Here is a 22,852-nt window from a genome sequence, read left to right as displayed (position 1 = left end):
GCCTCATGATTAGCGTATTCGATATTTTCAAAATCGGCATTGGCCCTTCCAGCTCCCATACTGTTGGCCCGATGAAAGCAGGCAAACAATTCACGGATGACCTGATTGCACGCGGAATTCTCACTGACGTAACCCGCGTAGTGGTTGATGTCTATGGCTCTCTGTCCCTGACCGGGAAAGGTCACCATACCGACATCGCGATTATTATGGGCCTGGCGGGTAATCTGCCGGATACCGTAGACATTGATGCTATCCCGGCCTTTATCCAGGATGTGAATACTCATGGACGTTTGCTGCTGGCGGACGGTCAACATGAGGTCGAATTCCCGGTTGATAAGTGCATGAATTTCCATGCGGACAATCTGTCCCTGCACGAAAACGGGATGCGTATTACCGCACTGGCAGGCGAAAAAGCCATTTACAGCCAGACGTACTATTCCATCGGCGGTGGATTTATCGTTGATGAAGAACACTTTGGTTTGCCGAATAACAATCCGGTAAACGTGCCGTATCCGTATACATCCGCAGCCGATTTGCAACGACACTGTCAGGAAACCGGACTATCACTTTCCGGCCTGATGATGCAGAACGAACTAGCCCTGCACAGCAAAGAAGAGCTGGAACAGCACTTTGCAAACGTCTGGGAAGTGATGCGCAGTGGAATTGAACGCGGTATCACCACCGAAGGCGTATTGCCGGGCAAACTGCGCGTTCCGCGTCGTGCGGCAGCACTGCGTCGTATGCTGGTTAGCAGTGACAAAACCACGACTGACCCGATGGCGGTTGTAGACTGGATCAACATGTTTGCGCTGGCCGTGAACGAAGAGAACGCTGCCGGTGGACGTGTAGTTACCGCCCCGACGAACGGCGCATGCGGGATTGTTCCTGCAGTGCTGGCGTACTATGACAAGTTTATCCGCGAAGTGAACGCTAACTCACTGGCACGCTATATGCTGGTCGCGAGCGCCATCGGTTCCCTGTACAAGATGAATGCCTCAATTTCGGGTGCTGAAGTGGGCTGTCAGGGTGAAGTCGGCGTGGCGTGTTCTATGGCGGCGGCGGGTCTGGTAGAACTGCTGGGCGGTAGCCCGACGCAGGTATGTATCGCCGCAGAAATCGGTATGGAACACAACCTGGGTCTGACCTGCGATCCAGTTGCCGGACAAGTTCAGGTTCCGTGCATTGAGCGTAACGCCATTGCATCGGTGAAAGCGGTGAACGCTGCTCGTATGGCGCTGCGCCGTACCAGCGAGCCTCGTGTATGCCTCGATAAAGTTATCGAGACCATGTACGAGACAGGTAAAGATATGAATGCCAAATACCGCGAAACCTCGCGTGGCGGTCTGGCGATGAAGATCGTTACCTGCGATTAATCCCTGGCGCAAACTTATCCGGCCTACAGTGCCACAGTCATTTGTAGGCCGGATAAGGCGTCAGCCGCCATCCGGCAAAATGTTGTTTCAGATCTTCGCCTCCCCCCACTGTGAATGTTACCCTACAGCCTGATTTATCAGGGAGAACACCGTGGCCGTCCATCTGCTCATTGTCGATGCACTCAATCTCATTCGTCGCATTCACGCCGTCCAGGGGTCGCCCTGCGTGGAGACGTGCCAGCACGCGCTCGATCAGTTGATTGTGCACAGTCAGCCCACACACGCCGTGGCGGTATTTGATGACGAAGCGCGCAACAGCGGCTGGCGTCACCAACGCTTACCTGACTACAAAGCCGGTCGCCCGCCAATGCCTGACGATTTACACAAGGAAATGCCCGCCTTACGCGCCGCTTTTGAACAACACGGCGTCTGTTGTTGGGTCTCGAGCGGGAATGAAGCCGATGATTTAGCCGCAACGCTGGCGGTGAAAGTCACCCAGGCGGGACATCAGGCCACCATCGTTTCGACAGATAAAGGTTATTGCCAACTGCTCTCCCCAACATTACGCATTCGCGACTATTTCCAGAAGCGCTGGCTGGACGCGCCGTTCATTGAGAAAGAATTTGGTGTAATGCCTCAGCAATTGCCAGATTATTGGGGACTGGCCGGGATCAGCAGCTCAAAAGTGCCGGGCGTTGCAGGTATTGGTCCCAAGAGTGCAACACAGCTACTCATGCAGTTTCAGCATCTGGAAGGGATTTACGCACATCTGGAAGACGTGCCGGAAAAGTGGCGCAAGAAACTGGAGATGCACCAGGAGATGGCGTTTCTGTGCCGTGATATCGCGCGGCTGCAAACGGACTTACATATTGACGGAAATCTCCAGCAGCTACGGCTGGCACGGTAGTCTTATTGCCGGATGGCGCTGCGCTTATCCGGCCTACGCATCGTCCCTCCAGTAGGCCGGATAAACGCCAGGTGATTACCAGGCGGTATGGTAAAGCTCGACAATATCGGCAATGCTTGCTTCACGCGGATTACCGCCAGTGCAAACATCGTCAAATGCCGCCTGCGCCAGCGCAGGAATATCTTCCTTACGTACCCCCACATCACGTAAGTGCGGCGGGATCCCCACATCGCGGTTAAGCGCAAACACAGCATCTACCGCAGCCTTACGCGCCTCTTCCAGCGTTAAACCTTCCACTTTCACCCCCATCACCCGGGCGATATCGCGGAATTTCTCTCCGGTGTATTCGGCGTTGTAGTGCATCACGTGCGGTAACAAAATGGCATTGGCGACGCCGTGCGGAGTGTTATAAAAGGCCCCTAGCGGGTGTGCCATCCCGTGCACGAGCCCCAGACCGACGTTTGAAAATCCCATTCCGGCAACGTACTGACCCAGCGCCATTGCCTCACCAGACTGGCTGTCACCATTAACAGAGCCGCGCAACGCCCCGGCAATGATCTCAATGGCTTTGATGTGCAACGCGTCAGTGAGTGCCCACGCCGCCCGCGTAATATAACCTTCAATAGCATGGGTCAACGCATCGACCCCGGTCGCCGCTTTTAACGCGGCAGGCATACCATCCATCATATCGGCATCAATAAACGCCACCTGCGGAATGTCATGCGGATCGACACAGACAAATTTACGCCGATTTTCTTCGTCCGTGATCACGTAGTTAATGGTCACTTCCGCCGCCGTCCCTGCCGTCGTAGGGATTGCCATCACCGGTACGCTCGCAGCACGTGTTGGCGATAACCCTTCAAGGCTGCGTACATCGGCAAACTCAGGGTTATTGTGGATAATGCCAATCGCTTTGCAGGTATCCTGCGGGGAGCCGCCGCCTATAGCTATCAGATAATCTGCGCCACTTTGCTGAAAGACTTCCAATCCCTCCTTCACCACTGCAATTGTAGGATTTGGGATCACACCGGAATAGATTTCCCACGGCAAACCGGCGGCATCCATACGGGATGTCACCTTATCGACAACGCCGCACTGTACCAGGTTTGCATCGGTGACAATCAAAGCCTTGCGATAACCCCGACGGATGACCTCGTCCGTTAATGCCCCAACAGCTCCCCGGCCAAACCATGCCGTTTCATTCAGAATCATTCTGTTCGCCATCGTATTTCTCCTTTTCGCTATGCGAAATTACTCTTCAATTCGTAATCCGTAAGATTTGAATTTCTCCAGCACAATGGCGATCTCTTCGTCATCCAGCACCGGCACCGGGTCGACAATCGCCAGGGTGCTTAGATAAAGGCGGGCCAGGACTTCGACTTCATGCGCCAGCCATAGTGCTTTTTCCAGATTCGCTTCACAGGCAATCAACCCGTGGTGCTGCAACAACGTTGCCTTACGGCTTTTCAGCGCGACGCTCACATGCTCTGACAGCTCTCGTGTACCAAACGTCGCATACGGCGCACACGGGATAGAGTTCCCCCCAGCCGCGGCAATCATGTAATGGATTGCCGGAATAGGACGGTTCAAAATCGACACGGCGGTGCAATGAATCGCATGGTTATGAACGACTGCATTGGCATCCGGGCGCGTCTGATAAGCCGCCAGGTGAAAACGCCATTCACTGGAAGGTAATTGTCCTTTATCATATTTGCCGTCGTTATCTACGAACACGATCATGTTTTCAGTGAGTCTTTCGTAAGGGATACCGCTGGGTGTGATCAGCATTCCATTTTCATAGCGCGCACTTACATTTCCTGCGGTCCCCTGATTCAACCCAAGACGGGTCATTTCAAGGCAGGTTTCGATGATTTCACGTGATAAACGCATTCTTTCCATAATGATTCTCCGGGTACAGTTGCCCCTCGTCTTTATTGCGAAAAAATGCAGCCGCAGAGTAAGACGGGTCAGGTTTCAGGTATGAGCAGCCACTGAACACATTTATTCAGATTCAGTTGGCCGATTTAGTTAGTGCGACGAATTATTGTTGTCTTACGCGCTTAATTAGTTTCATCTCAACTTTTACAGTTTCTTTAATGGGCTGGTCATCAATAGCACTCATCATCATAGCGAAAGCTTTTTCCGCCCAGACATTTTCATCCTGCTGCATCGACCAGACATTATTCGCGAGGAATCCCAGCATGGGATGTTCATCAAATGTCCCGATATTAATATCCGGTGGAATCACACCGAAACGATTGCGAATAGCAATGACGGCACCTTCCAGTACAGGTAATGATGAGGCAATAAACGCCTGCGGACAGCCCTGTTCGTTGATCAATTTATCCATCAACCGATAACCACCATCCGGCGTATTATCCGGACCTTCACGCACCCAGTCACGATGAGAAATTCCATTATTGTTCAACGCGTTAAGGTAACCTTTTAAACGATCGCCAATACTGGGCAATCCGGTATCCCCGACTAAAAACCAGATCGGAGATTTGCCTGCATCAAACAAACTTTGCGTCAGCTTTTCACCGCCTAAAATGTTATGACTTTCAACCAGCGCGTTATCGGTATACTTAAAATCCCTGTCGAGTAGCACCATCGGTTTTCTGACCTGACGCAAATGGTGTTGCTGATTCTCTAATGTTGAAGGAACAATAAACAGGCCATCAACATTACGAGCTATTAACGCTTTCGTTAATTTGTTTTCGTAATCAACATCATCGTAGGTACAACTAATCGTTAATTGATATCCAGAACGACGACAACGTTGTTCAAGTTTCTCGGCCAGTGTGGCAAAAAAGACGTTAGATATATTGGGTACAATCAGCCCCAACGTATCTGTTTTATTCAGTTTCAGGCTGCGGGCTGAATGGTTTATGACATAACCATACCGTTCAACGTATTCATTAATACGCGTTTGGGTTTTGACACTGATACGATATTGCTCAGCCTTCCCGTTCAGCACCAGTCGCACGGTCGTCACCGATAAATTCAGATCGCTGGCTATCTGTTCTACTGTTTTAGCCATTTATATGTCCCAGTTCACATCCAAAAACGTCAATTCACAATCATAAAAGTATTTTAAACTTTTGTCTTACTGCATAACCTGGTTAAGCGCCTGCTGTTGATCCCACATCATCAGATATGCCTGGTATTTACGGTCATAGAAGTCCTGTCGTGCCGGATTCGCTTTAATCACCCCACCTGGGCAAACCATCGCCCGGCAGGCGGAGGGAACATCTGCCCACACCCCGCTGGCCACTGCACCGGTGATAGCCGCACCTAACGTCACCGCATCTTCTTCCTGCATAAGATGAATATCGCATCCGGTGGCGTCTGCATACTCTCGCAACCACAGAGGATTGTGTGTTGCACCGCCACATAGCGTCAGTCGAGAAATGGTATGACCGTTTTCGCGCATCACTTCCATAATGTGTCGCGTGCCGCAGGCAATCGCCTGTAATGTCGCCAGATACAGACGAGCAACCTGCATCTCACCTCGTTCAAGCGTCAAACCGCAAACGCTGCCCCGGGCATCGGGTCGTGCACGCGGGGAACGGTTACCGTGGTGATCGGCCAGCACATGCAGATAACGACCAGGCTCAGACTCCTGCTCCTCAAGTGCGGCAACCCATTCATTAACTAAAACGATGGGATGGCAACCCCGGGCCTCAGCTTTGTGAAACAGCTCAGCGCTGGCACCCGACTCCTGAAGCGTCCAGTCAACCAGCGCCCCAGCCGCGCTTTGCCCCCCTTCCGTCAGCCAGTAACCAGGCAGCATAGCGGACCAGTACGGCCCCCATACACCCGATGTATGAATCTCCTGCTCGCTGCACAGCATATGGCAATTTGATGTTCCGCTGATCAACGCCAATGTTCCCGCAGGCTCGGCACCGGCAAGCGCCACGCCACCCGCATGCGCATCAATCATGCCACTGGCGACTACCACCGCTGTCGTCAATCCCAGCGCCTGTGCCGCATCGGGGCTGAGCGTCCCAACGGCCGCGCCCGGGGGCAGGATCCGTGACGGAATTTTGTTGAGTAAATCAGTTAATTCAACCGCATCCAGCAGGGAGTGGCTAAAGCGTTGCTCATGTGCCAGATAGTTCCATTTACAGGTTAAAGTACACAGACCAGCAACATCACAAGCGGTGGCTTTCCAGACCAAAAAATCCGCCAGATCGTAGAAGCGGTGTGCACTCTGCCAGGTCGCGGGGAAATGGTTTTTTAGCCACAACGCTTTGGGTAGTTCCATTTCGACACTGACTTCACCACCGACATAACGCAACGCCGGGTCCTGTGTAGCGTTGATACGCTGCGTCTCCTGCACCGCACGATGATCCATCCACATGATGATGTTGTGGTCTGACGGTTCACCAGGTGAAACCGCCAGCCCCTGCCCCTGTTCATCCAGAGCCACTAACGAACAGGTGGCATCAAACCCCAGCGAGCGGATCTCCTCAACGCCAACCCCGGCTGACGACACAGCCTCCTTCACGGCATGGCAAACCTGCTGCCAGATTTCGGCAGATGACTGCTCTACCCGCTCGGGGCCTGGTCGAAACTGCGAGATAGGGAATGTCGCAAAAGCCAGCCGTTTGCCACTGGCATCAAAAACACCAGCCCTGACACTGGCGGAACCGACATCCACTCCGAGGAAATATCCACTGCTCATAGTAGCTCCCTGACGCTGGCTAATAATGGGGCGAATGTACCGCCCCCGCGGTCTTATTTTTTACCGAATGGGTGCAATAGCTTGTCGATTTCCGGTGTATCAATGTTCTGCGCATTAACAAATTTCACCGGAATATCAATTTCTTTCGGTACTGACTGACCTGACACGGCCGCATTCAGCGTCTTAATACCCTGATAGCCAATCTGGTACGCATCCTGTACAACAAAGCCCTGGATCACGCCAGATTTCAAGAAGGCAATGATTGCTTCGGTGCTATCAAAACCAATCACCTTCACTTTACCTTTCAGGTTTTGGCTATCAATGGCGTTCGCCACACCCAGCGTTGAGCCTTCATTGGTGCCGTAGATCCCGGCAATATCGGGGTTTGCCTGGATCATATCGATGGTTTTATCCATCGCTTTTTGCGGATCGCCATCACTGTACTGAACCGGCAGAACTTTGATATCCGGATATTTTTCCTTCATTCTGGCCACAAAACCTTCCGAACGTTCAATTGCGGAAGAGGTTCCAGCCACGTGCGCAATAATGCCGACTTTCCCTTTGCTACCCACTTGTGCAGCGAGAGCATCTGCCGCTTCAGCCCCTGCTTTACGGTTATTCGTTGCCACAAAGCTGACAGGAATGTCAGAATTTACGCCTGAGTCAAACGTCACCACCTTGATGCCGCGTGAATTCGCTGTTTCCACTAATGGCGCAAGCGCATTGGCGTCTAATGCCGCCAACAGCAACCCATTAGGTTTTTGCGCCATTGCGTTTTCAACCAACTGAATCTGCTCGGCAATCTGAGTTTCATCGGCAGGCCCAACATAGCTGGTCTTATCGCCCAACTCTTTCGCTGCCGCTTCGGTACCCATTTTTACGGTCTGCCAGAATTCATGCTGGAAGCCTTTACTGACCACAGGAAGGTTCATATCTTTAGCCAGTGCGCTGGATGTCATGCAGGCCAGCAGGGATAACGCATAGACAAAATTCCTGGTTCTCATTGTTTTACTCCGTTCTGAGTGAGTCACCCTAAACGTCAGGGTTATGTTGTCCCGTGACTTCCGGGTGCGTAAATCAACGAATTTTTTTGCGTAAAGTGTCGAGATAAACCGCGGCGATAACGACTACGCCCATGGCCACCATTTGCCAGAACTGCGAGACGCCCATCAGGTTCAGACCATTTTTCAACACGCTCATAATGAATGCGCCGATAATGGTGCCGCCAATAGTGCCAATCCCCCCCATCAGGCTGGTACCGCCAATGACCACCGCAGCAATGGCTTCCAGTTCATAGCCCACGCCGACGGTCGGCTGGCCCGAGTTCAAACGAGAGGCCAGAATGACCCCGGCAATCCCGGTCAGCAGACCACAAAATGCGTAGACGAAAATTTTCACGCGCTGGACTTTAATCCCGGAAAGATGTGCAGCAACCTCATTACTGCCCACGGCATAGACATAGCGGCCAATCACCGTTTTCTTGAGGATATATGCGGCGATCAGTGCGACAACCACGAGGTAAAAAACGGGGTAAGGCAGCACATCGAACAAGCGTCCCTGCGCCAGCATCTTGAATGTGGGATAATCAGCAAAGTAAATTGCCCGGCCGTCAGTCATTACCATATTGATGCCTCTGACGGACATCATCAGACCCAGGGTGGCAATAAAGGGCGGAATAGTCATTTTAGTGACCAGCAATCCATTGATATAGCCGCATAATCCACCCGCCAGCACACCCGCCAAAATACATACGGGCAGAGGTAATCCCAGCGTGGCGCTGATACCTACCGCAACACCAGAAAAGGCCACTACCGAGCCAAGAGAAAGGTCGATTCCTGAAGTGATAATGACGAAGGTAACGCCAATCGCCATGATGCCAATCACCGAGGTTTGCAGGGCAATTGTCATAATGTTTTCAGTGTTAAAGAAGAAAGGTGATCCAAAACTAAAAAATATCACCAGAATAATCAGACTCAAAAGCGGCGCCAGGCGCATTAAAAGCTCTTTGTTAATTTTTATTTTCTTATTATTGCTGTCTGAAGAGGTTACAGAGATAGTCATAAATTAGTCCTCTAACGTCGCATATTGCATGATTTTTTCTTGTGTGGCGTCATCAGAAGCTAACTCTCCGGTAATACGCCCATTACGCATAACTAAAATGCGATCGCACATACCCAGCACTTCCGGTAATTCAGAGGAAATCATGATAATTGATTTCCCTTTTGCCACCAGTCGATTCATTAATTCATAAATTTCAAGTTTGGCTCCCACATCAATACCGCGGGTGGGTTCATCAAAGATGAGAATGTCGGTGTCTTTGCATACCCATCTGGCAATAATAATTTTTTGCTGATTACCGCCACTTAAATTCAACGCAGCCTGTTCAAGATGCGGCGTCTTAATACGCAGTGCTTTCACCTGCTCTTCGCTGGTTTGCTGACAACGTTTGCTGTCCACATTGCCATATCGGTTGGAATATTCGGGGTAATTTCCTAGCATAATATTGCGTTCAACGGACAATCCTAATGCCAGGCCCTCTTTTTTTCTGTCCTCGGTTAAGTAGCTAATACCCTGCTGGATGGCATCAGGAATATCCTTGATTACCGTCTCTTTACCGTTCAACTTGATGGTTCCGCTGTCGATAGGATCGGCACCAAAGATAGCCCGTGCCAGCTCAGTACGCCCGGCCCCCATCAGCCCAGCAAAACCTAAGATTTCCCCCTGATGCAAGGTAAAATCGATATTGTTCAGTACGCCTTTGCGCGTCAGGCCACTGACTTCCAGCACCGGTTTACGCTGGGGTTGCGGCTCCCGACGGGGATAGATATTGCCAAGGTCACGCCCAACCATCATGGCAATCAGGTCGCTGATTTTGACCGAGTCATAATCCACGGTGGCAATAAACTGTCCATCACGCATGACGGTAGCGCGATCGGCTATCAGCGCCAGTTCCTCCAGTCGGTGCGAGATATAAACGATGCCCGTTCCCTGTTCTTTAAGTAAGCGTGTAACCCGGAATAAACTGTCAATTTCGGTTTCCGTCAACGCCGCCGTTGGTTCATCCATAATAAGAATCTTGGCATTCACCGATATCGCTTTCGCAATCTCAACCATTTGTTGCTGAGCAACAGTAAGATCGGCAACCATCGTGTCTGGGGAGATATTCAGGTTTAATTTTTGCAAAATATCGATCGCAGCCTGCCGCTGTTGTTTCTCATCCAGACGCCAGCGATTATTTTTGCAAAACTCCCTGCCAATAAATATATTGTCTTCGACCGTCAGTTCAGGAAAAAGGTTAAACTCCTGATGAATAATGGTGATACCTACGCTTTGTGCGCTCAATGGGTTTGCAAACGAAACGGGTTGGTTCTCAAAAATAATATCCCCTTCATCAGGTTGATATACACCGGATAAAATTTTCATCAGGGTAGACTTTCCCGCGCCATTCTCCCCCAACAGCGCATGAACCTCACCTTTGCGTAAAGTAAAATCCACATTACTCAACGCTAATACGCCGGGAAAACGTTTCGTAATATGACTCATCTGTAAAAATGTTTCAGACATTGCTGCTTTCCTCAATATACAGAAACTGTAATCAGTGAATCAGGCGAAAAACAGCGTTGCCAGGAAGCCATCGTCACCGTTAATGCGAATGTGTCTACAAGATCATATGCGTTTTATCAACGATGCTAACTCGAGTTAGCGATTGCCTTTTAAAGCTATTTTAGCTGCCAAAAATAGCCAAATCATTTGGTTTAAAACTGTGACACTGAACAGACAATTTATTTTATCTTATTAATTTAAAAAGAATTTAATGAAAAAAACTGTATTTGTTTATTTGACGCAGATCGAATTTTAACCACTTCTCGTGAGGCTTCTCACAGTTCCATAACAAAAAAGTTGTGCAAAAAACTCTCTAATACCTAAGCTAACTCGAGTTAGCAAAAATGGGTAATTCAGCCAACTGCGACAGTGGTGTCCGACATCCGCTTTTGCAGCACGGCATAAAGTGAGATGAGGAACCTCGAATGAAAAAAAATAGTTTACCGAAAATCGGTATTCGTCCGGTGATTGATGGGCGTCGTATGGGTGTACGCGAGTCGCTCGAAGAACAAACCATGAACATGGCAAAAGCCACTGCCGCACTGATTTCCGAGAAACTTCGTCATGCCTGCGGGGCACAGATCGAGTGCGTTATCGCAGACACCTGTATTGCCGGATTGGCTGAATCTGCCGCCTGTGAAGAAAAATTTAGTAGCCTGAACGTCGGCGTGACAATTACCGTCACGCCGTGTTGGTGCTACGGCAGCGAAACTATCGATATGGACCCTATGCGCCCGAAAGCCATCTGGGGTTTCAACGGGACGGAGCGTCCAGGTGCCGTGTATCTGGCTGCAGCACTGGCTGCACATAATCAAAAAGGGCTTCCCGCCTTCTCTATTTACGGTCATGACGTGCAGGATGCAGGTGATACCACTATCCCTGCCGATGTTGAAGAAAAACTGCTGCGTTTCACTCGGGCAGGTTTAGCCGTTGCCAGCATGAAAGGTAAAAGCTATCTGTCCGTCGGCGGCGTTTCAATGGGAATTGCAGGCTCTATTGTCGACCATAACTTCTTTGAATCCTGGCTGGGAATGAAGGTTCAACCTGTTGATATGACCGAATTGCGTCGTCGCATTGACCAGAAGATCTATGACGAAGCGGAGCTGGAAATTGCCCTGGCATGGGCGGATAAACATTTCCGTTATGGCGAGGATCAGAACGCACAACAGTATAAGCGAAATGAAGAACAGAGCCGTGCAGTGCTGAAAGAGAGCCTGCTGATGGCCATGTGCATTCGCGACATGATGCAGGGTAACCAGAAACTGGCAGAGAAAGGCCGGGTTGAAGAGTCGATGGGGTACAACGCGATTGCCGCCGGTTTCCAGGGCCAGCGCCACTGGACGGATCAATATCCAAACGGCGACACCGCCGAAGCGTTGCTCAACAGCTCATTTGACTGGAATGGCGTGCGCGAACCGTATGTCGTCGCCACCGAGAACGACAGCCTGAACGGTGTCGCAATGTTGTTTGGCCACCAGCTCACCGGCACGGCACAGGTCTTTGCCGATGTGCGTACCTACTGGTCGCCAGAGGCGGTAGAACGCGTCACGGGTAAACCGCTGACCGGCCTTGCTGAGCACGGCATTATTCACCTGATTAACTCCGGTTCAGCAGCGCTGGACGGCTCCTGCAAACAGCGCGACGGCGAAGGGAAACCAACCATGAAGCCGCACTGGGAAATCTCGCAGAAAGAAGCGGATGATTGCCTGGCGGCAACCGAATGGTGCCCGGCTATTCACGAATACTTCCGCGGGGGCGGCTACTCTTCTCGCTTCCTGACCGAGGGCGGCGTGCCATTCACCATGACCCGCATCAACATCATCAAAGGCCTGGGACCGGTGCTGCAAATCGCCGAAGGCTGGAGCGTGGAATTGCCGAAAGACATGCATGACCAGCTTGATGCGCGCACCAACTCCACCTGGCCGACCACCTGGTTTGCTCCACGCTTAACCGGTAAAGGCCCGTTCAGCGATGTCTATTCCGTGATGGCTAACTGGGGCGCAAACCACGGTGTGCTGACGATTGGTCACGTCGGCGCAGACTTTATTACGCTCGCCGCCATGCTGCGTATTCCGGTGTGTATGCACAACGTGGAAGAAGAGAAAATTTACCGCCCTTCCGCATGGGCAGCCCACGGTATGGACAGCGAAGGCCAGGATTACCGCGCCTGCCAGAACTATGGCCCGCTGTATAAGCGTTAAACATCGAGCGATTGCCTGATGGCGACGCTTACACGTCTTATCAGGCCTACGAAGTGGAAGGTTTTGTAGGCCGGATAAGCGCAGCGCCATCCGGCTACGTTTGGGGAGCAATTATGAAACAAGACGTTATCCTGGTCCTCGACTGTGGCGCGACCAACGTGCGGGCTATCGCCGTTGACCCTCAGGGAAAAATCGTTGCCCGCGCCTCAACCCCCAATTCCAGTGATATCGCCACAGAAAATAGTAGCTGGCATCAGTGGTCGCTGGAGGCCATTCTGCAACGTTTTGCCGACTGCTGTCAGCGGCTCTCTGCGCAACTGACCGCCTGCGAGGTTCGCGGGATCGCAGTCACCACCTTTGGCGTAGACGGCGCGCTGGTTGATAAAAACGGCAAGCAACTGTATCCGGTGATCAGCTGGAAATGCCCACGTACCACGGCGGTCATGGAGAATATCCACCGCTACATGTCACCGCAGCAGCTGCAGGAAATTTCCGGCGTCGGCGCGTTCAGCTTCAACACGCTGTACAAGCTGGTATGGCTTAAAGAGAATCACCCACAATTGCTGGAACAGGCACACGCCTGGCTATTTATTTCATCACTGCTCAACCATCGCCTCACCGGCGAGTTCACCACCGATATTACCATGGCGGGCACCAGCCAGATGCTAAACATCCAGCAGCGCGATTTCAGTGATGACATTTTGCAGGCAACCGGCATACCGCGCCGACTGTTTCCACGTCTGGTGGAAGCGGGCGAACAGATTGGGGTACTGCAACACGAGGCCGCCAGCCTGCTCGGTCTTCCCGCTGGTATTCCGGTCATCTCTGCCGGACACGACACGCAGTTTGCGCTATTTGGCGCGGGAGCTCAGCCAGACGAACCGGTGCTCTCTTCCGGCACATGGGAAATTCTGATGGTGCGCAGTGCGCAGGTGGACACCGCCCAGCTTAGCCATTATGCGGGTTCCACCTGTGAACTGGATAGCCAGCCAGGACTCAATAACCCCGGCATGCAGTGGCTGGCTTCCGGCGTCCTCGAATGGGTACGTAAGCTGTTATGGACTACCGATACGCCCTGGCAAACGCTAATCGATGAAGCGCAGGCCGTTCCGGCAGGGGCTGATGGGGTAAAAATGCAGTGCGATCTGCTCACCGGCGCGAACGCGGGCTGGCAAGGCGTGACGCTCAATACCACCCGCGGGCATTTTTATCGCGCCGCGCTGGAAGGGCTGACAGAACAACTGCAGCGAAATCTGCACTCGCTGGAAAAAATCGGTCACTTCCAGGCGACCGAGCTGCTTTTGGTTGGCGGGGGAAGCCGCAACGCATTGTGGAATCAGATCAAAGCGAACGTGCTCAAAATCCCGGTCAAAGTGCTGGATGATGCCGAAACCACCGTGGCGGGCGCCGCGATGTTTGCCTGGTCAGGTATTAGGGAATTTACCTCACCGGAACAGGCCCGTGCACAGGTGCGGTATCAGTACCGTTACTTTTATCCGCAAACCGAATCCGAACTGACAGGAGTCGAGTAACATGCTCAAAACGATATCTCCCTTAATTTCGCCCGACCTGCTGAAGGTGCTGGCGGAAATGGGTCACGGCGATGAGATTATCTTTTCCGATGCCCACTTCCCGGCCCACAGCATGGGACCGCAGGTGATTCGCGCCGACGGCCTGCTGGTCAGCGACCTGCTGCAGGCGATTATTCCACTGTTTGAACTGGACAGTTACGCCCCACCACTCGTGATGATGGCCGCCGTCGAAGGAGACTCGCTCGACCTCGACGTAGAAGCGCGATATCGGCAGGCACTGTCATTACAAACACCTTGCCCGGACATCACTCGCATTGACCGTTATGCATTTTATGAACGCGCACAAAAAGTATTCGCAATCGTTATTACAGGGGAGCGGGCAAAGTACGGAAATATCCTGTTAAAAAAAGGGGTAACGCCATAATCTCTTACCTGAATGCCCGACAGGTACGGGCATTCATCGCATGATGGGGTGAGAAAACATGAAAGCAGCGCGCCTGCAAGCAATCCTGGATCTGTTGAGCAACCATAAAAGTCTGACGACTGAAACCTTATCCTCACAGCTCAATGTCAGTAAAGAAACTATCCGTCGCGATCTTACGCAACTGCAGGCGCAGGGTAAGGTACTGCGTAATCACGGGCGCGCCAAAGTGATACATCGGGTAAACCAGGACTGCGGCGAGCCGTTTCATATCAGACTGAAAAGCCATTATTCCCACAAAGCAGATATCGCCAGAGACGCGTTAACGTGGATAGAGGAAGGTATGGTGATCGCGCTGGATGCCAGTTCTACTTGCTGGTACCTGGCTCGCCTGTTGCCAGACATTAACATTCACGTATTTACGAATAGCCAACCGATTTGCCTCGAATTGGGTAAACGTGAAAATATTCAGTTGATCAGTTCCGACGGTCGCCTTGAGCGTAAATACGGTTGCTACGTTAATCCATCGCTCATCTCACAGCTAAAGTCACTTGATATCGACCTGTTCATCTTTTCCTGCGAGGGGATCGACCGTGGCGGTACACTTTGGGATTCCAACGCTACCAACGCCGATTTTAAATCCATCCTGCTTAAGCGTGCGGCGCAGTCATTATTATTGATTGATAAGAGTAAATTTAATCGCTCGGGTGAGACGCAGATTGGGCATCTGGAAAATGTGACGCATATTATTTCAGATACAGAAATGATTGAAACAACCCACGCCGGATGAGGCGTTCACGCCGCCATCCGGCATATAAGTATTATCGTTCGTCGCGACGACCGCCGACGGCAGCCCACAGACGACGCACGTGCACGGTGACTTCTTCACGGTCGTGATAAAGCTGACGCGCCTGAATCTGGGCATTTACGCCATGTTCATCAAGCTGGGCCTGAATGTAAGCCAGGTTCTGTGATACCTCTTCGTAGCGTTTTTTCATCGGCAGCTTGAGGTTGAAAATCGTCTCACGACACCAGCCGTTGACCAGCCATTGTGCCATCAGCGCGGCAACCTTCGCTGGCTTCTCCACCATGTCGCACACCATCCATGAGATGTTGTTGCGATTCGGGCGATACTTAAATCCATCCTCCCGCAGCCAGGTGACCTGCCCGGTATCCATCAGGCTTTGCGCCATCGGACCATTATCCACCGAGTACACCCACATGTTGCGTTTAACCAGCTGATAGGTCCAACCGCCAGGACATGCTCCTAAATCAACGGCATACATTCCATTGGCCAGACGCTCATCCCACTCATCGGCAGGGATAAACACGTGCAGCGCCTCTTCCAGCTTCAACGTTGAACGGCTCGGCGCATCCGCCGGGAACTTCAGACGCGGAATCCCCATGTAGAACGGGGAGTTATTGTCAGGCCAGGAATAGCCGGTATAGCAACAGCCTGGCGCAATAAAGAAGACGTGAACTACCGGACGTTTTGGCGTTTCATGTTTTGCCAGCACGCCCGCTTCACGCAGCGCGGCGCGCAGCGGTACGGTAAATTTGCGGCAAAACTTAACCAGCTCTTTGCTTTCATTCGTGTCGGCAACTTCGACACGCAAATCGCCGCCTTTCTCCACCACGCCCTGCAGCATACCGACGATCGGTGTGATGCGGTCTTCCGGCGGCAAATATTGCAGTAGCTCGCCGACAACAAACATTTGGCGGGCAAAAATCAGCGAGCTAAACGGCAACTCTTTAACCAGCTTTTCCGCATCTTCCTGCTGATAGCATTCAAAGATGACATAACCCGCATTTTCTTTGACGCGGGCGAAACCAAAGATTTCGCGACGCCCTGCTTTATCCGTAATTTCTGCAGCGCACTCTTTTTCAAAACCCGGGCGACACAACAATACAACCTTATTCATGGCTTACGCCCTTACGTTTCAATCGAATAGCGCCCACTAACATCAGTGCCCAGCCTACAAGGAAGCTAAAACCACCGACAGGGGTAACAAACGCCCACAGGCGTAAATGAGAAAGCGCGAGGCAATACAGACTGCCGCTAAACAGCACAGTCCCTAATGCCAGGAACACACTACTCCAGTAAAACCAAATGCTGATGCGTCGCTGCATGGCGACGGCCAGACCAAAAATAGCCAGCGTATGAAATGCCTGATACTCAAGGCCAGTCTGGATCCACCCCATTTCAACAACGCCGAGGGTTTTACTCAGAACATGTGCCCCAAAGGCTCCCAGAGCTACAAAGATAAAGCCACTGACGGCGGCAAAAATCAGCATAAAACGGCTGGTCATGTTAATACCCTACGTAAATTATTGTTCATAACGAAAGCGGAATTTTTCTTGTTCCGTGGCCGCTTTCGCCAGTATCCACTGACGGAAGGCGGCTATTTTACCCAGTTCTGCCTGACTGTCATGACAAACCAGATAAAATGCGTTTTTGCTGACCAGAACATCATTAAATGGACAAACCAGACGTCCGGCTTCAATTTCGGACTGCGCCATAACGTTATTGGCCAACGCAACGCCCTGTCCATGGATAGCAGCCTGTAGCACCATGGCGCTATGGCTGAAGATAGGTCCCTGCTGTACGTTGATATGATTCAGTCCAAGCTGGCGCGTATAGGCTTGCCAGTCACGGCGCGACGCATCGTGCAATAATGTATGTTTAGCCAGATCGTCGGGCGTCTTCAACGGCTTATCACCGGTGAGTAATAGCGGCGAGCAGACCGGCAATAAATATTCTGCGTACAATTTTTCAACGCGCAGACCCGGCCAGTTGCCGCGTCCGTAGAAAATCGCCACATCTACATCGTCCGCCAGTTTGTCTTCCTGACGGTCCACCGCCTGGATCCTGACATCGATTCCCGGATAAGCTGAGTTAAAGCTAGAGAGTCTGGGCACCAGCCATTGGATCGCAAAACTGGGCAATAAACTGACGGTAAGTGCACCTTTTGCACTACGTGCCTGAAGTTTACGCGTCGCGTCGGTTAATTGCGAAAAAATCTCTTTGATGTCGAGGAAGTAGCTTTGACCTTCTTCCGTTAACAGCAAAGATCGATTGCGTCGACGAAATAGCTTCAGCCCCAGGAAATCCTCAAGAGACTTGATTTGATGACTTACTGCGGCCTGCGTCACAAAAAGCTCTTCTGCTGCGCGAGTAAAGCTCAAATGACGCGCTGCAGCATCAAAAACACGCAACGCATTTAAGGGTGGTAATCGTTTTGACATGACTTTTAGGCTTTGATGTTAAATGAATTTAACAATTAGCTAACAGGCTGTAACCTATTAGTTTTTTTTATCTGAGCCATTATAAATTGTCCGTTGAGGTTCTACCAGCAAATACCTATAGTGGCGGCACTTCCTGAAGCCGGAACGAAAAGTTTTATCGGAATGCGTGTTCTGGTGGGCTTTTGGCTTACGGTTGTGATGTTGTGTTGTTGTGTTTGCAATTGGTCTGCGATTCAGACCATGGTAGCAAAGCTACCCTTTTTCACTTCCTGTACATTTACCCTGTCTGTCCATAGTGATTAATGTAGCACCGCCAAATTGCGGTGCTTTTTTTTGTCCGTGTGTCTGCCAATGACGACCGGCTATTTCTCCAGTTCTACCATCTCTTTCACATCGGTACGGTTAATCTGCTGTTTGTTGCCGTTAGCGTCTTTATACGAAATCATTCCTGTCTCATTATCGGTCTTTGGCTTACCGTCAGACACGATTGTCCGGCCATCGTTGGTGTGCATCACGTAATTCGGACCGGAACATGCGCTCAGGGCAAAAGTCAGCATACAGGCAGAGATTATGGCGGTAGTCTTTTTCATATTCTTCTCCTCACAGCAATTTATGCCAGATAAAACGAATTTCATAACAGGCAAAATTATTCGCCTAACACTATCTAGCATAAGACACTGCACAGACTTTGCGGGGATATCCAGAGGATTCCGATGGTTAGCGCAACCCTTGTGTCTGCGCCCTTTTTGCGCCACGATCCGTTTACTGAACTGAGGAATACCATGAACGCTTTTAACCCCACGCAGTTTCGCGCACAATTTCCCGCACTCAACGATGCAGGTGTCTATCTCGACAGCGCCGCGACGGCATTGAAGCCGCTGGCGGTGATTGAGGCGACCCATCAGTTTTATAGTCTGAGCGCCGGGAACGTCCATCGCAGCCAGTTTGCTGAAGCCCAGCGTCTGACCGCGCGCTATGAAGCCGCGCGGGAAAAAGTCGCACGGCTGATTAACGCGCCGGATGACAAAACAATCGTCTGGACCCGTGGCACGACGGAAGCTATCAATATGGTTGCCCAAAGTTATGCGCGTCCGCGCTTACAACCGGGCGACGAGATTATCGTCAGCGTAGCGGAACATCACGCCAACCTGGTTCCCTGGCTGATGGTGGCGGAGCAAACGGGGGCCAACGTCATCAAGCTTCCGCTCAATGCCCATTTGCTGCCTGACACTGAGCGTCTGGCGGACCTCATCACCCCACGCAGTCGCATTCTGGCTCTCGGTCAGATGTCGAACGTCACCGGTGGCTGCCCTGACTTAGCCCGCGCGATTACGCTTGCTCATGCGGCAGGCATGGTGGTGATGGTGGATGGCGCTCAGGGAATTGTACATTTCCCCGCTGACGTTCAGCAGTTAGATATTGATTTCTATGCCTTTTCCGGACACAAATTATATGGTCCGACGGGCATTGGCGTATTGTATGGTAAACCAGAACTGTTGGAGGCCATGTCACCGTGGCTCGGCGGCGGTAAAATGATTAGCGAAGTCAGCTTTGATGGTTTCTCCACACAAGCGGCACCGTGGAAGCTTGAGGCAGGCACGCCGAACGTTGCGGGCGTCATTGGATTAAGTGCGGCGCTTGAATGGCTTGCGGATATTGATATCGTGCAAGCCGAAAACTGGAGCCGCAGTCTGGCGACGTTGGCAGAAGATATGCTGGCAAAGCGGCCAGGATTTCGTTCCTTCCGCTGCCAGGAATCCAGTCTGTTAGCCTTTGATTTCGCAGGCGTTCATCACAGCGACATGGTGACGCTACTGGCCGAATATGGCATTGCGCTGCGAGCGGGGCAGCACTGCGCACAACCGCTGCTGGCGGAGCTGGGCGTCTCCGGGACGCTGCGCGCCTCATTTGCACCTTATAATACGCAAAGCGATGTGGATGCGTTGGTCGCAGCCGTTGACCGCGCACTGGAAATATTGGTGGACTAATGACAAGCCCTCTGCTCGCCGGACACCCGTTTGGCACAATCGTAACGGAAGAGACGTTACGGAATACTTTTATCCCGCTCACCCAGTGGGAAGATAAATATCGTCAACTTATTTTACTGGGCAAGCAACTTCCGGCCCTTTCAGATGATCTGAAAGCGCAGGCAAAAGAGATTGCCGGATGCGAAAACCGCGTTTGGCTGGGGTACAGTCTGCATGAGAATGGCACACTTCACTTCTTCGGTGATAGTGAAGGCCGAATTGTGCGCGGCCTGCTGGCGGTACTACTCACGGCTATCGAAGGTAAAACTACCGCGGAGTTACAGACGCGTTCGCCGATGGCGTTATTTGATGAGTTGGGCTTAAGCGCACAACTGAGCGCGTCACGTAGTCAGGGGCTGAATGCGCTCATTGAGGCAGCTCAGGATGCCGGATGGCAACGCTGATGCGTCTTATCCGGCCTACAACGCTGCGTGAACCGTAGGTCGGATAAGCGTCACGCCATCCGATACAATCAGGCCTGACGCGCGGCTTTCGCCATCATTTTCTTCAGCGCGTGAGAGACCGCAACAAAACCAAATGTCGCCGTCACCATGGTGGCAGCGCCAAATCCGGATGCGCAATCCATACGCTTCGGCCCTTCCGCCGTAGCCTTCATTGCACATACCGAGCCATCTGCCTGCGGATACACCAGCGCTTCGGTCGAGAACACACAGTCCACGCCCAGTTTGCCTTTGCTGTTTTTCACCACCCCAAAATCGCTTTTCAGTCGCTCACGTAGCTTCGCCGCCAGCGGGTCCTGGATGGTTTTTGCCAAATCAACCACCTGAATCTGCGTAGGATCAATCTGCCCGCCCGCACCACCAGTGGTCACCAGCGGAATTTTATTGCGCCGACAATAAGCGATCAGCGCCGCCTTCGGGCGCACGCTGTCGATAGCATCGATGACATACGAAAAGCCCGCGTTCATATACTCTGCAACGTTATCTGGCGTAACAAAATCATCAACTACGTTCACCCGGCACTCCGGGTTAATCTGACGGATACGTTCAGCCATCACTTCAGCTTTTGCCAGGCCAACGTTATCGCGCAGAGCATGGATCTGGCGGTTAGTATTAGTGACACACACATCATCCATATCGATAAGCGTGATGGCGCCAATGCCGGTTCGCGCCAACGCTTCCGCCGCCCATGACCCCACTCCGCCAATCCCAACCACGCAAACGTGCGATTGAGCAAACAGTTGCAGCGCATTTTCGCCATACAGACGCGCCGTACCGCCAAAACGCTGACGCCAGGCATCACTTATAACCACAGACATAGAACCTCAGATATAGAAAACAAAAAGAGCGGACAAATGCCGCCCTTGATGACTGCATCACTGCCTGATGGCGGCTACGCCTTATCAGGCCTACTCAATAATCCAGGCCGGATAAGCGAAGCGCCATCCGGCAATTAACCGCTGAATACGTTACCCGCGTTGGCCGCTGTTTTCAGCACCCACACGCGTCCGTAGTGATTATACCACCCCGCACGGTGTCCGGCGTCTGCGCCAATGCCCTGGTAGATATCGAAGTGTTGCCCTTTGATCGCGCCCCCCACATCTAACGCCACCATCAGGCGCAGTTCGTACTGACCGGTAAACTTGCCGTTATTGTCCAGTAACGGGACTTCCGCCAGTAACGTTGTGCCCGCAGGAATGATGCTGCGGTCAGAAGCCACGGATGCGCGACCAATCAGCGGTACCGCGCTGGCCCCTTTCACCGGCGCAAAAGATTGCGGTTTAAAGAAGACAAACGATGGGTTCTGCTCCAGCAGCTCACGCACTTCGGCTTCGCTGTGCGTTTCACCCCAATGGCGAATGGCCTGCATCGACATATCTTCTTTTTTCACTTCGCCACGGTCGATAAGCACCTTACCAATACTGCGGTAGGCATGACCGTTTTTCCCGGCATAGCTAAAGAAGTTCAGCGGGCTGCCATCGCCAAAATCGATGTAACCACTGCCCTGAACATCCATAATGAAGTTATCCATCAGGGAGTTGCTGTACGCCAGAATGTAATTGTCGCTCAGCGCGCCAGCATAGATCTCGGCACGGCTTGGTAAGCGCCCACGTTTTGGCGGCATACGATAGATAGGATACTGAAACTCGCCCTGGCGCGTATGGCGCGCCTGAATAACCGGTGTGTAGTAACCGGTAAACTGAACGTTACCGTAGTTGTCCGCCCCTTCCATTTGCCAGGCGTCAATACCAAACTGGCGCATACTGCGCGTATCACCGCCCGCACGTAGCCACTGCTGGATAGCGTTGTAAACGTTACTCTGGTTACCGTACAAACGTGGCGATGCGCTGCGAATTTGATTAACCTGCTCGGCGAAATCACCGGCGTTAATTGGCGCGCCAACCGCATCAGGCTGGTTCACCAGTGAGAAAGGCTGGGTAAATTTCCCGTCTTTATACTGCTGCCCACGATCGGTGGGTTTTGAGGAACACGCGGCGAGCATCGCGACGACTGCTCCCGCCAGAAGATATTTTGCCCAACGTCCTTTCATTGTTCTCGTCTTATGTTGCCCGAATGCGAGACGAAGATAACAAACCCCTGAACCTAATGAAATGCGAATGCATACCCCAACGCAAATTTTGCGCAAAAAATAGTCCAAAGGGTGTTGTTTTTGTTCATCTTCACCTCAAAAACGTGATCAAGGTGAAAAAAGGGTTGCATGAAATCGTTAGCAGAGTATAGTGCGCATCCACGGACGCGGGGTGGAGCAGCCTGGTAGCTCGTCGGGCTCATAACCCGAAGGTCGTCAGTTCAAATCTGGCCCCCGCAACCAATTAAAATTTGATGTAATATTTTTGCAAAGTAGTTCGAATCACAGCAAGGCGGCGACGCAGT

At 51.9% G+C, this 22,852-nt stretch carries 21 protein-coding genes and 1 tRNA gene; 9 read left to right on the top strand and 13 right to left on the bottom strand.

The annotated features are described in order from the left end of the window. Window positions 1–5: 5 nt before the first annotated feature. Together G8S19_RS04390 and xni are read left to right on the top strand one after the other, a co-directional pair. Complete coding sequence (locus G8S19_RS04390) at window positions 6–1,373, top strand: L-serine ammonia-lyase (RefSeq protein ID WP_253686151.1); 1,368 nt, start codon at window positions 6–8, stop codon at window positions 1,371–1,373. Window positions 1,374–1,524: 151 nt separating this feature from the next. Next, window positions 1,525–2,280 (top strand): flap endonuclease Xni, encoded by a 756-nt coding sequence (xni, locus tag G8S19_RS04385; RefSeq protein WP_061068492.1) that lies wholly within the window; start codon window positions 1,525–1,527, stop codon window positions 2,278–2,280. A gap of 75 nt (window positions 2,281–2,355) precedes the next feature. Here the strand turns inward: xni and fucO are convergent, their stop codons facing one another. The 7 genes from fucO to G8S19_RS04350 all read right to left on the bottom strand — a co-directional run bounded on the left by fucO (window position 2,356) and on the right by G8S19_RS04350 (window position 10,531). After that, window positions 2,356–3,504: a lactaldehyde reductase gene (gene fucO / locus G8S19_RS04380; protein ID WP_124020856.1), complete on the bottom strand. Its 1,149-nt coding sequence runs from the start codon at window positions 3,502–3,504 to the stop codon at window positions 2,356–2,358. A 27-nt stretch (window positions 3,505–3,531) separates the two neighbouring features. Then, window positions 3,532–4,179, bottom strand: coding sequence for an L-fuculose-phosphate aldolase (gene fucA / locus G8S19_RS04375; protein ID WP_005130946.1), 648 nt, complete (start codon window positions 4,177–4,179; stop codon window positions 3,532–3,534). 142 nt (window positions 4,180–4,321) lie between these two features. Continuing rightward, window positions 4,322–5,320, bottom strand: a complete 999-nt coding sequence (locus G8S19_RS04370) for a LacI family DNA-binding transcriptional regulator (protein WP_061068493.1) — start codon at window positions 5,318–5,320, stop codon at window positions 4,322–4,324. Window positions 5,321–5,386: 66 nt separating this feature from the next. Further along, complete coding sequence (locus tag G8S19_RS04365) at window positions 5,387–6,967, bottom strand: FGGY-family carbohydrate kinase (RefSeq protein ID WP_199969738.1); 1,581 nt, start codon at window positions 6,965–6,967, stop codon at window positions 5,387–5,389. A gap of 53 nt (window positions 6,968–7,020) precedes the next feature. Then, complete coding sequence (locus G8S19_RS04360) at window positions 7,021–7,971, bottom strand: ABC transporter substrate-binding protein (protein WP_061068495.1); 951 nt, start codon at window positions 7,969–7,971, stop codon at window positions 7,021–7,023. A gap of 73 nt (window positions 7,972–8,044) precedes the next feature. Then, the gene (locus G8S19_RS04355; RefSeq protein ID WP_003034055.1) at window positions 8,045–9,028 is read right to left on the bottom strand and encodes an ABC transporter permease; all 984 of its coding nucleotides are present in this window, start codon (window positions 9,026–9,028) and stop codon (window positions 8,045–8,047) included. A gap of 3 nt (window positions 9,029–9,031) precedes the next feature. Then, a complete protein-coding gene (locus G8S19_RS04350; RefSeq protein ID WP_199969736.1) occupies window positions 9,032–10,531 on the bottom strand; it encodes a sugar ABC transporter ATP-binding protein in 1,500 nt (499 codons plus the stop codon). A 464-nt stretch (window positions 10,532–10,995) separates the two neighbouring features. Here G8S19_RS04350 and fucI point away from each other — a divergent pair, with 464 nt between their 5' ends. From fucI to fucR, 4 genes are all read left to right on the top strand, one after another. Next, the gene (gene fucI / locus G8S19_RS04345) at window positions 10,996–12,771 is read left to right on the top strand and encodes an L-fucose isomerase (protein ID WP_124020858.1); all 1,776 of its coding nucleotides are present in this window, start codon (window positions 10,996–10,998) and stop codon (window positions 12,769–12,771) included. Window positions 12,772–12,884: 113 nt separating this feature from the next. Then, the gene (gene fucK / locus G8S19_RS04340; protein WP_124020859.1) at window positions 12,885–14,303 is read left to right on the top strand and encodes an L-fuculokinase; all 1,419 of its coding nucleotides are present in this window, start codon (window positions 12,885–12,887) and stop codon (window positions 14,301–14,303) included. Between the two features lies 1 nt (window position 14,304). Next, window positions 14,305–14,727 carry an L-fucose mutarotase gene (fucU, locus tag G8S19_RS04335; protein ID WP_124020860.1) on the top strand — a complete coding sequence of 141 codons (423 nt, stop codon included), beginning with the start codon at window positions 14,305–14,307 and terminating at the stop codon, window positions 14,725–14,727. Window positions 14,728–14,785: 58 nt separating this feature from the next. After that, window positions 14,786–15,514 (top strand): L-fucose operon activator, encoded by a 729-nt coding sequence (fucR, locus tag G8S19_RS04330; protein ID WP_253686149.1) that lies wholly within the window; start codon window positions 14,786–14,788, stop codon window positions 15,512–15,514. Between the two features lie 31 nt (window positions 15,515–15,545). Here the strand turns inward: fucR and rlmM are convergent, their stop codons facing one another. The 4 genes from rlmM to G8S19_RS04310 form a co-directional block, all read right to left on the bottom strand. Next, window positions 15,546–16,646: a 23S rRNA (cytidine(2498)-2'-O)-methyltransferase RlmM gene (gene rlmM / locus G8S19_RS04325; protein WP_048213093.1), complete on the bottom strand. Its 1,101-nt coding sequence runs from the start codon at window positions 16,644–16,646 to the stop codon at window positions 15,546–15,548. After that, window positions 16,639–17,034, bottom strand: coding sequence for a DUF423 domain-containing protein (locus G8S19_RS04320; protein WP_003034037.1), 396 nt, complete (start codon window positions 17,032–17,034; stop codon window positions 16,639–16,641). Before G8S19_RS04320 ends, rlmM begins: the two co-directional genes overlap by 8 nt. An 18-nt stretch (window positions 17,035–17,052) precedes the next feature. Next, window positions 17,053–17,970 (bottom strand): glycine cleavage system transcriptional regulator GcvA, encoded by a 918-nt coding sequence (gene gcvA / locus G8S19_RS04315; RefSeq protein WP_101741626.1) that lies wholly within the window; start codon window positions 17,968–17,970, stop codon window positions 17,053–17,055. Between the two features lie 362 nt (window positions 17,971–18,332). Further along, window positions 18,333–18,560, bottom strand: coding sequence for a YgdI/YgdR family lipoprotein (locus G8S19_RS04310; RefSeq protein ID WP_048213094.1), 228 nt, complete (start codon window positions 18,558–18,560; stop codon window positions 18,333–18,335). 192 nt (window positions 18,561–18,752) lie between these two features. Here G8S19_RS04310 and csdA point away from each other — a divergent pair, with 192 nt between their 5' ends. Both csdA and csdE read left to right on the top strand, forming a co-directional pair. Then, entirely contained in the window at window positions 18,753–19,958 is a 1,206-nt protein-coding gene (csdA, locus tag G8S19_RS04305) for a cysteine desulfurase CsdA (protein WP_253686146.1), read from the top strand. Then, window positions 19,958–20,401, top strand: a complete 444-nt coding sequence (gene csdE, locus G8S19_RS04300; RefSeq protein ID WP_048213096.1) for a cysteine desulfurase sulfur acceptor subunit CsdE — start codon at window positions 19,958–19,960, stop codon at window positions 20,399–20,401. The genes csdA and csdE overlap by 1 nt, the downstream gene beginning before the upstream one ends. Window positions 20,402–20,469: 68 nt before the next feature. On the opposite strand, the gene tcdA is transcribed toward csdE, so the two are convergent. Beyond that, window positions 20,470–21,276 (bottom strand): tRNA cyclic N6-threonylcarbamoyladenosine(37) synthase TcdA, encoded by an 807-nt coding sequence (gene tcdA, locus G8S19_RS04295; RefSeq protein ID WP_003825630.1) that lies wholly within the window; start codon window positions 21,274–21,276, stop codon window positions 20,470–20,472. A gap of 134 nt (window positions 21,277–21,410) precedes the next feature. Further along, a complete protein-coding gene (gene mltA / locus G8S19_RS04290) occupies window positions 21,411–22,508 on the bottom strand; it encodes a murein transglycosylase A (protein WP_042310759.1) in 1,098 nt (365 codons plus the stop codon). Between the two features lie 205 nt (window positions 22,509–22,713). Here mltA and G8S19_RS04285 point away from each other — a divergent pair. Continuing rightward, window positions 22,714–22,790, top strand: a tRNA-Met gene (locus tag G8S19_RS04285). Window positions 22,791–22,852 lie beyond the last annotated feature (62 nt).

The sequence above is a fragment of the Citrobacter sp. SX206 genome, from assembly GCF_024181025.1.
In the GTDB taxonomy this organism is placed as follows: domain Bacteria; phylum Pseudomonadota; class Gammaproteobacteria; order Enterobacterales; family Enterobacteriaceae; genus Citrobacter; species Citrobacter youngae.
This window is presented reverse-complemented; position numbering and strand designations above follow the sequence as displayed.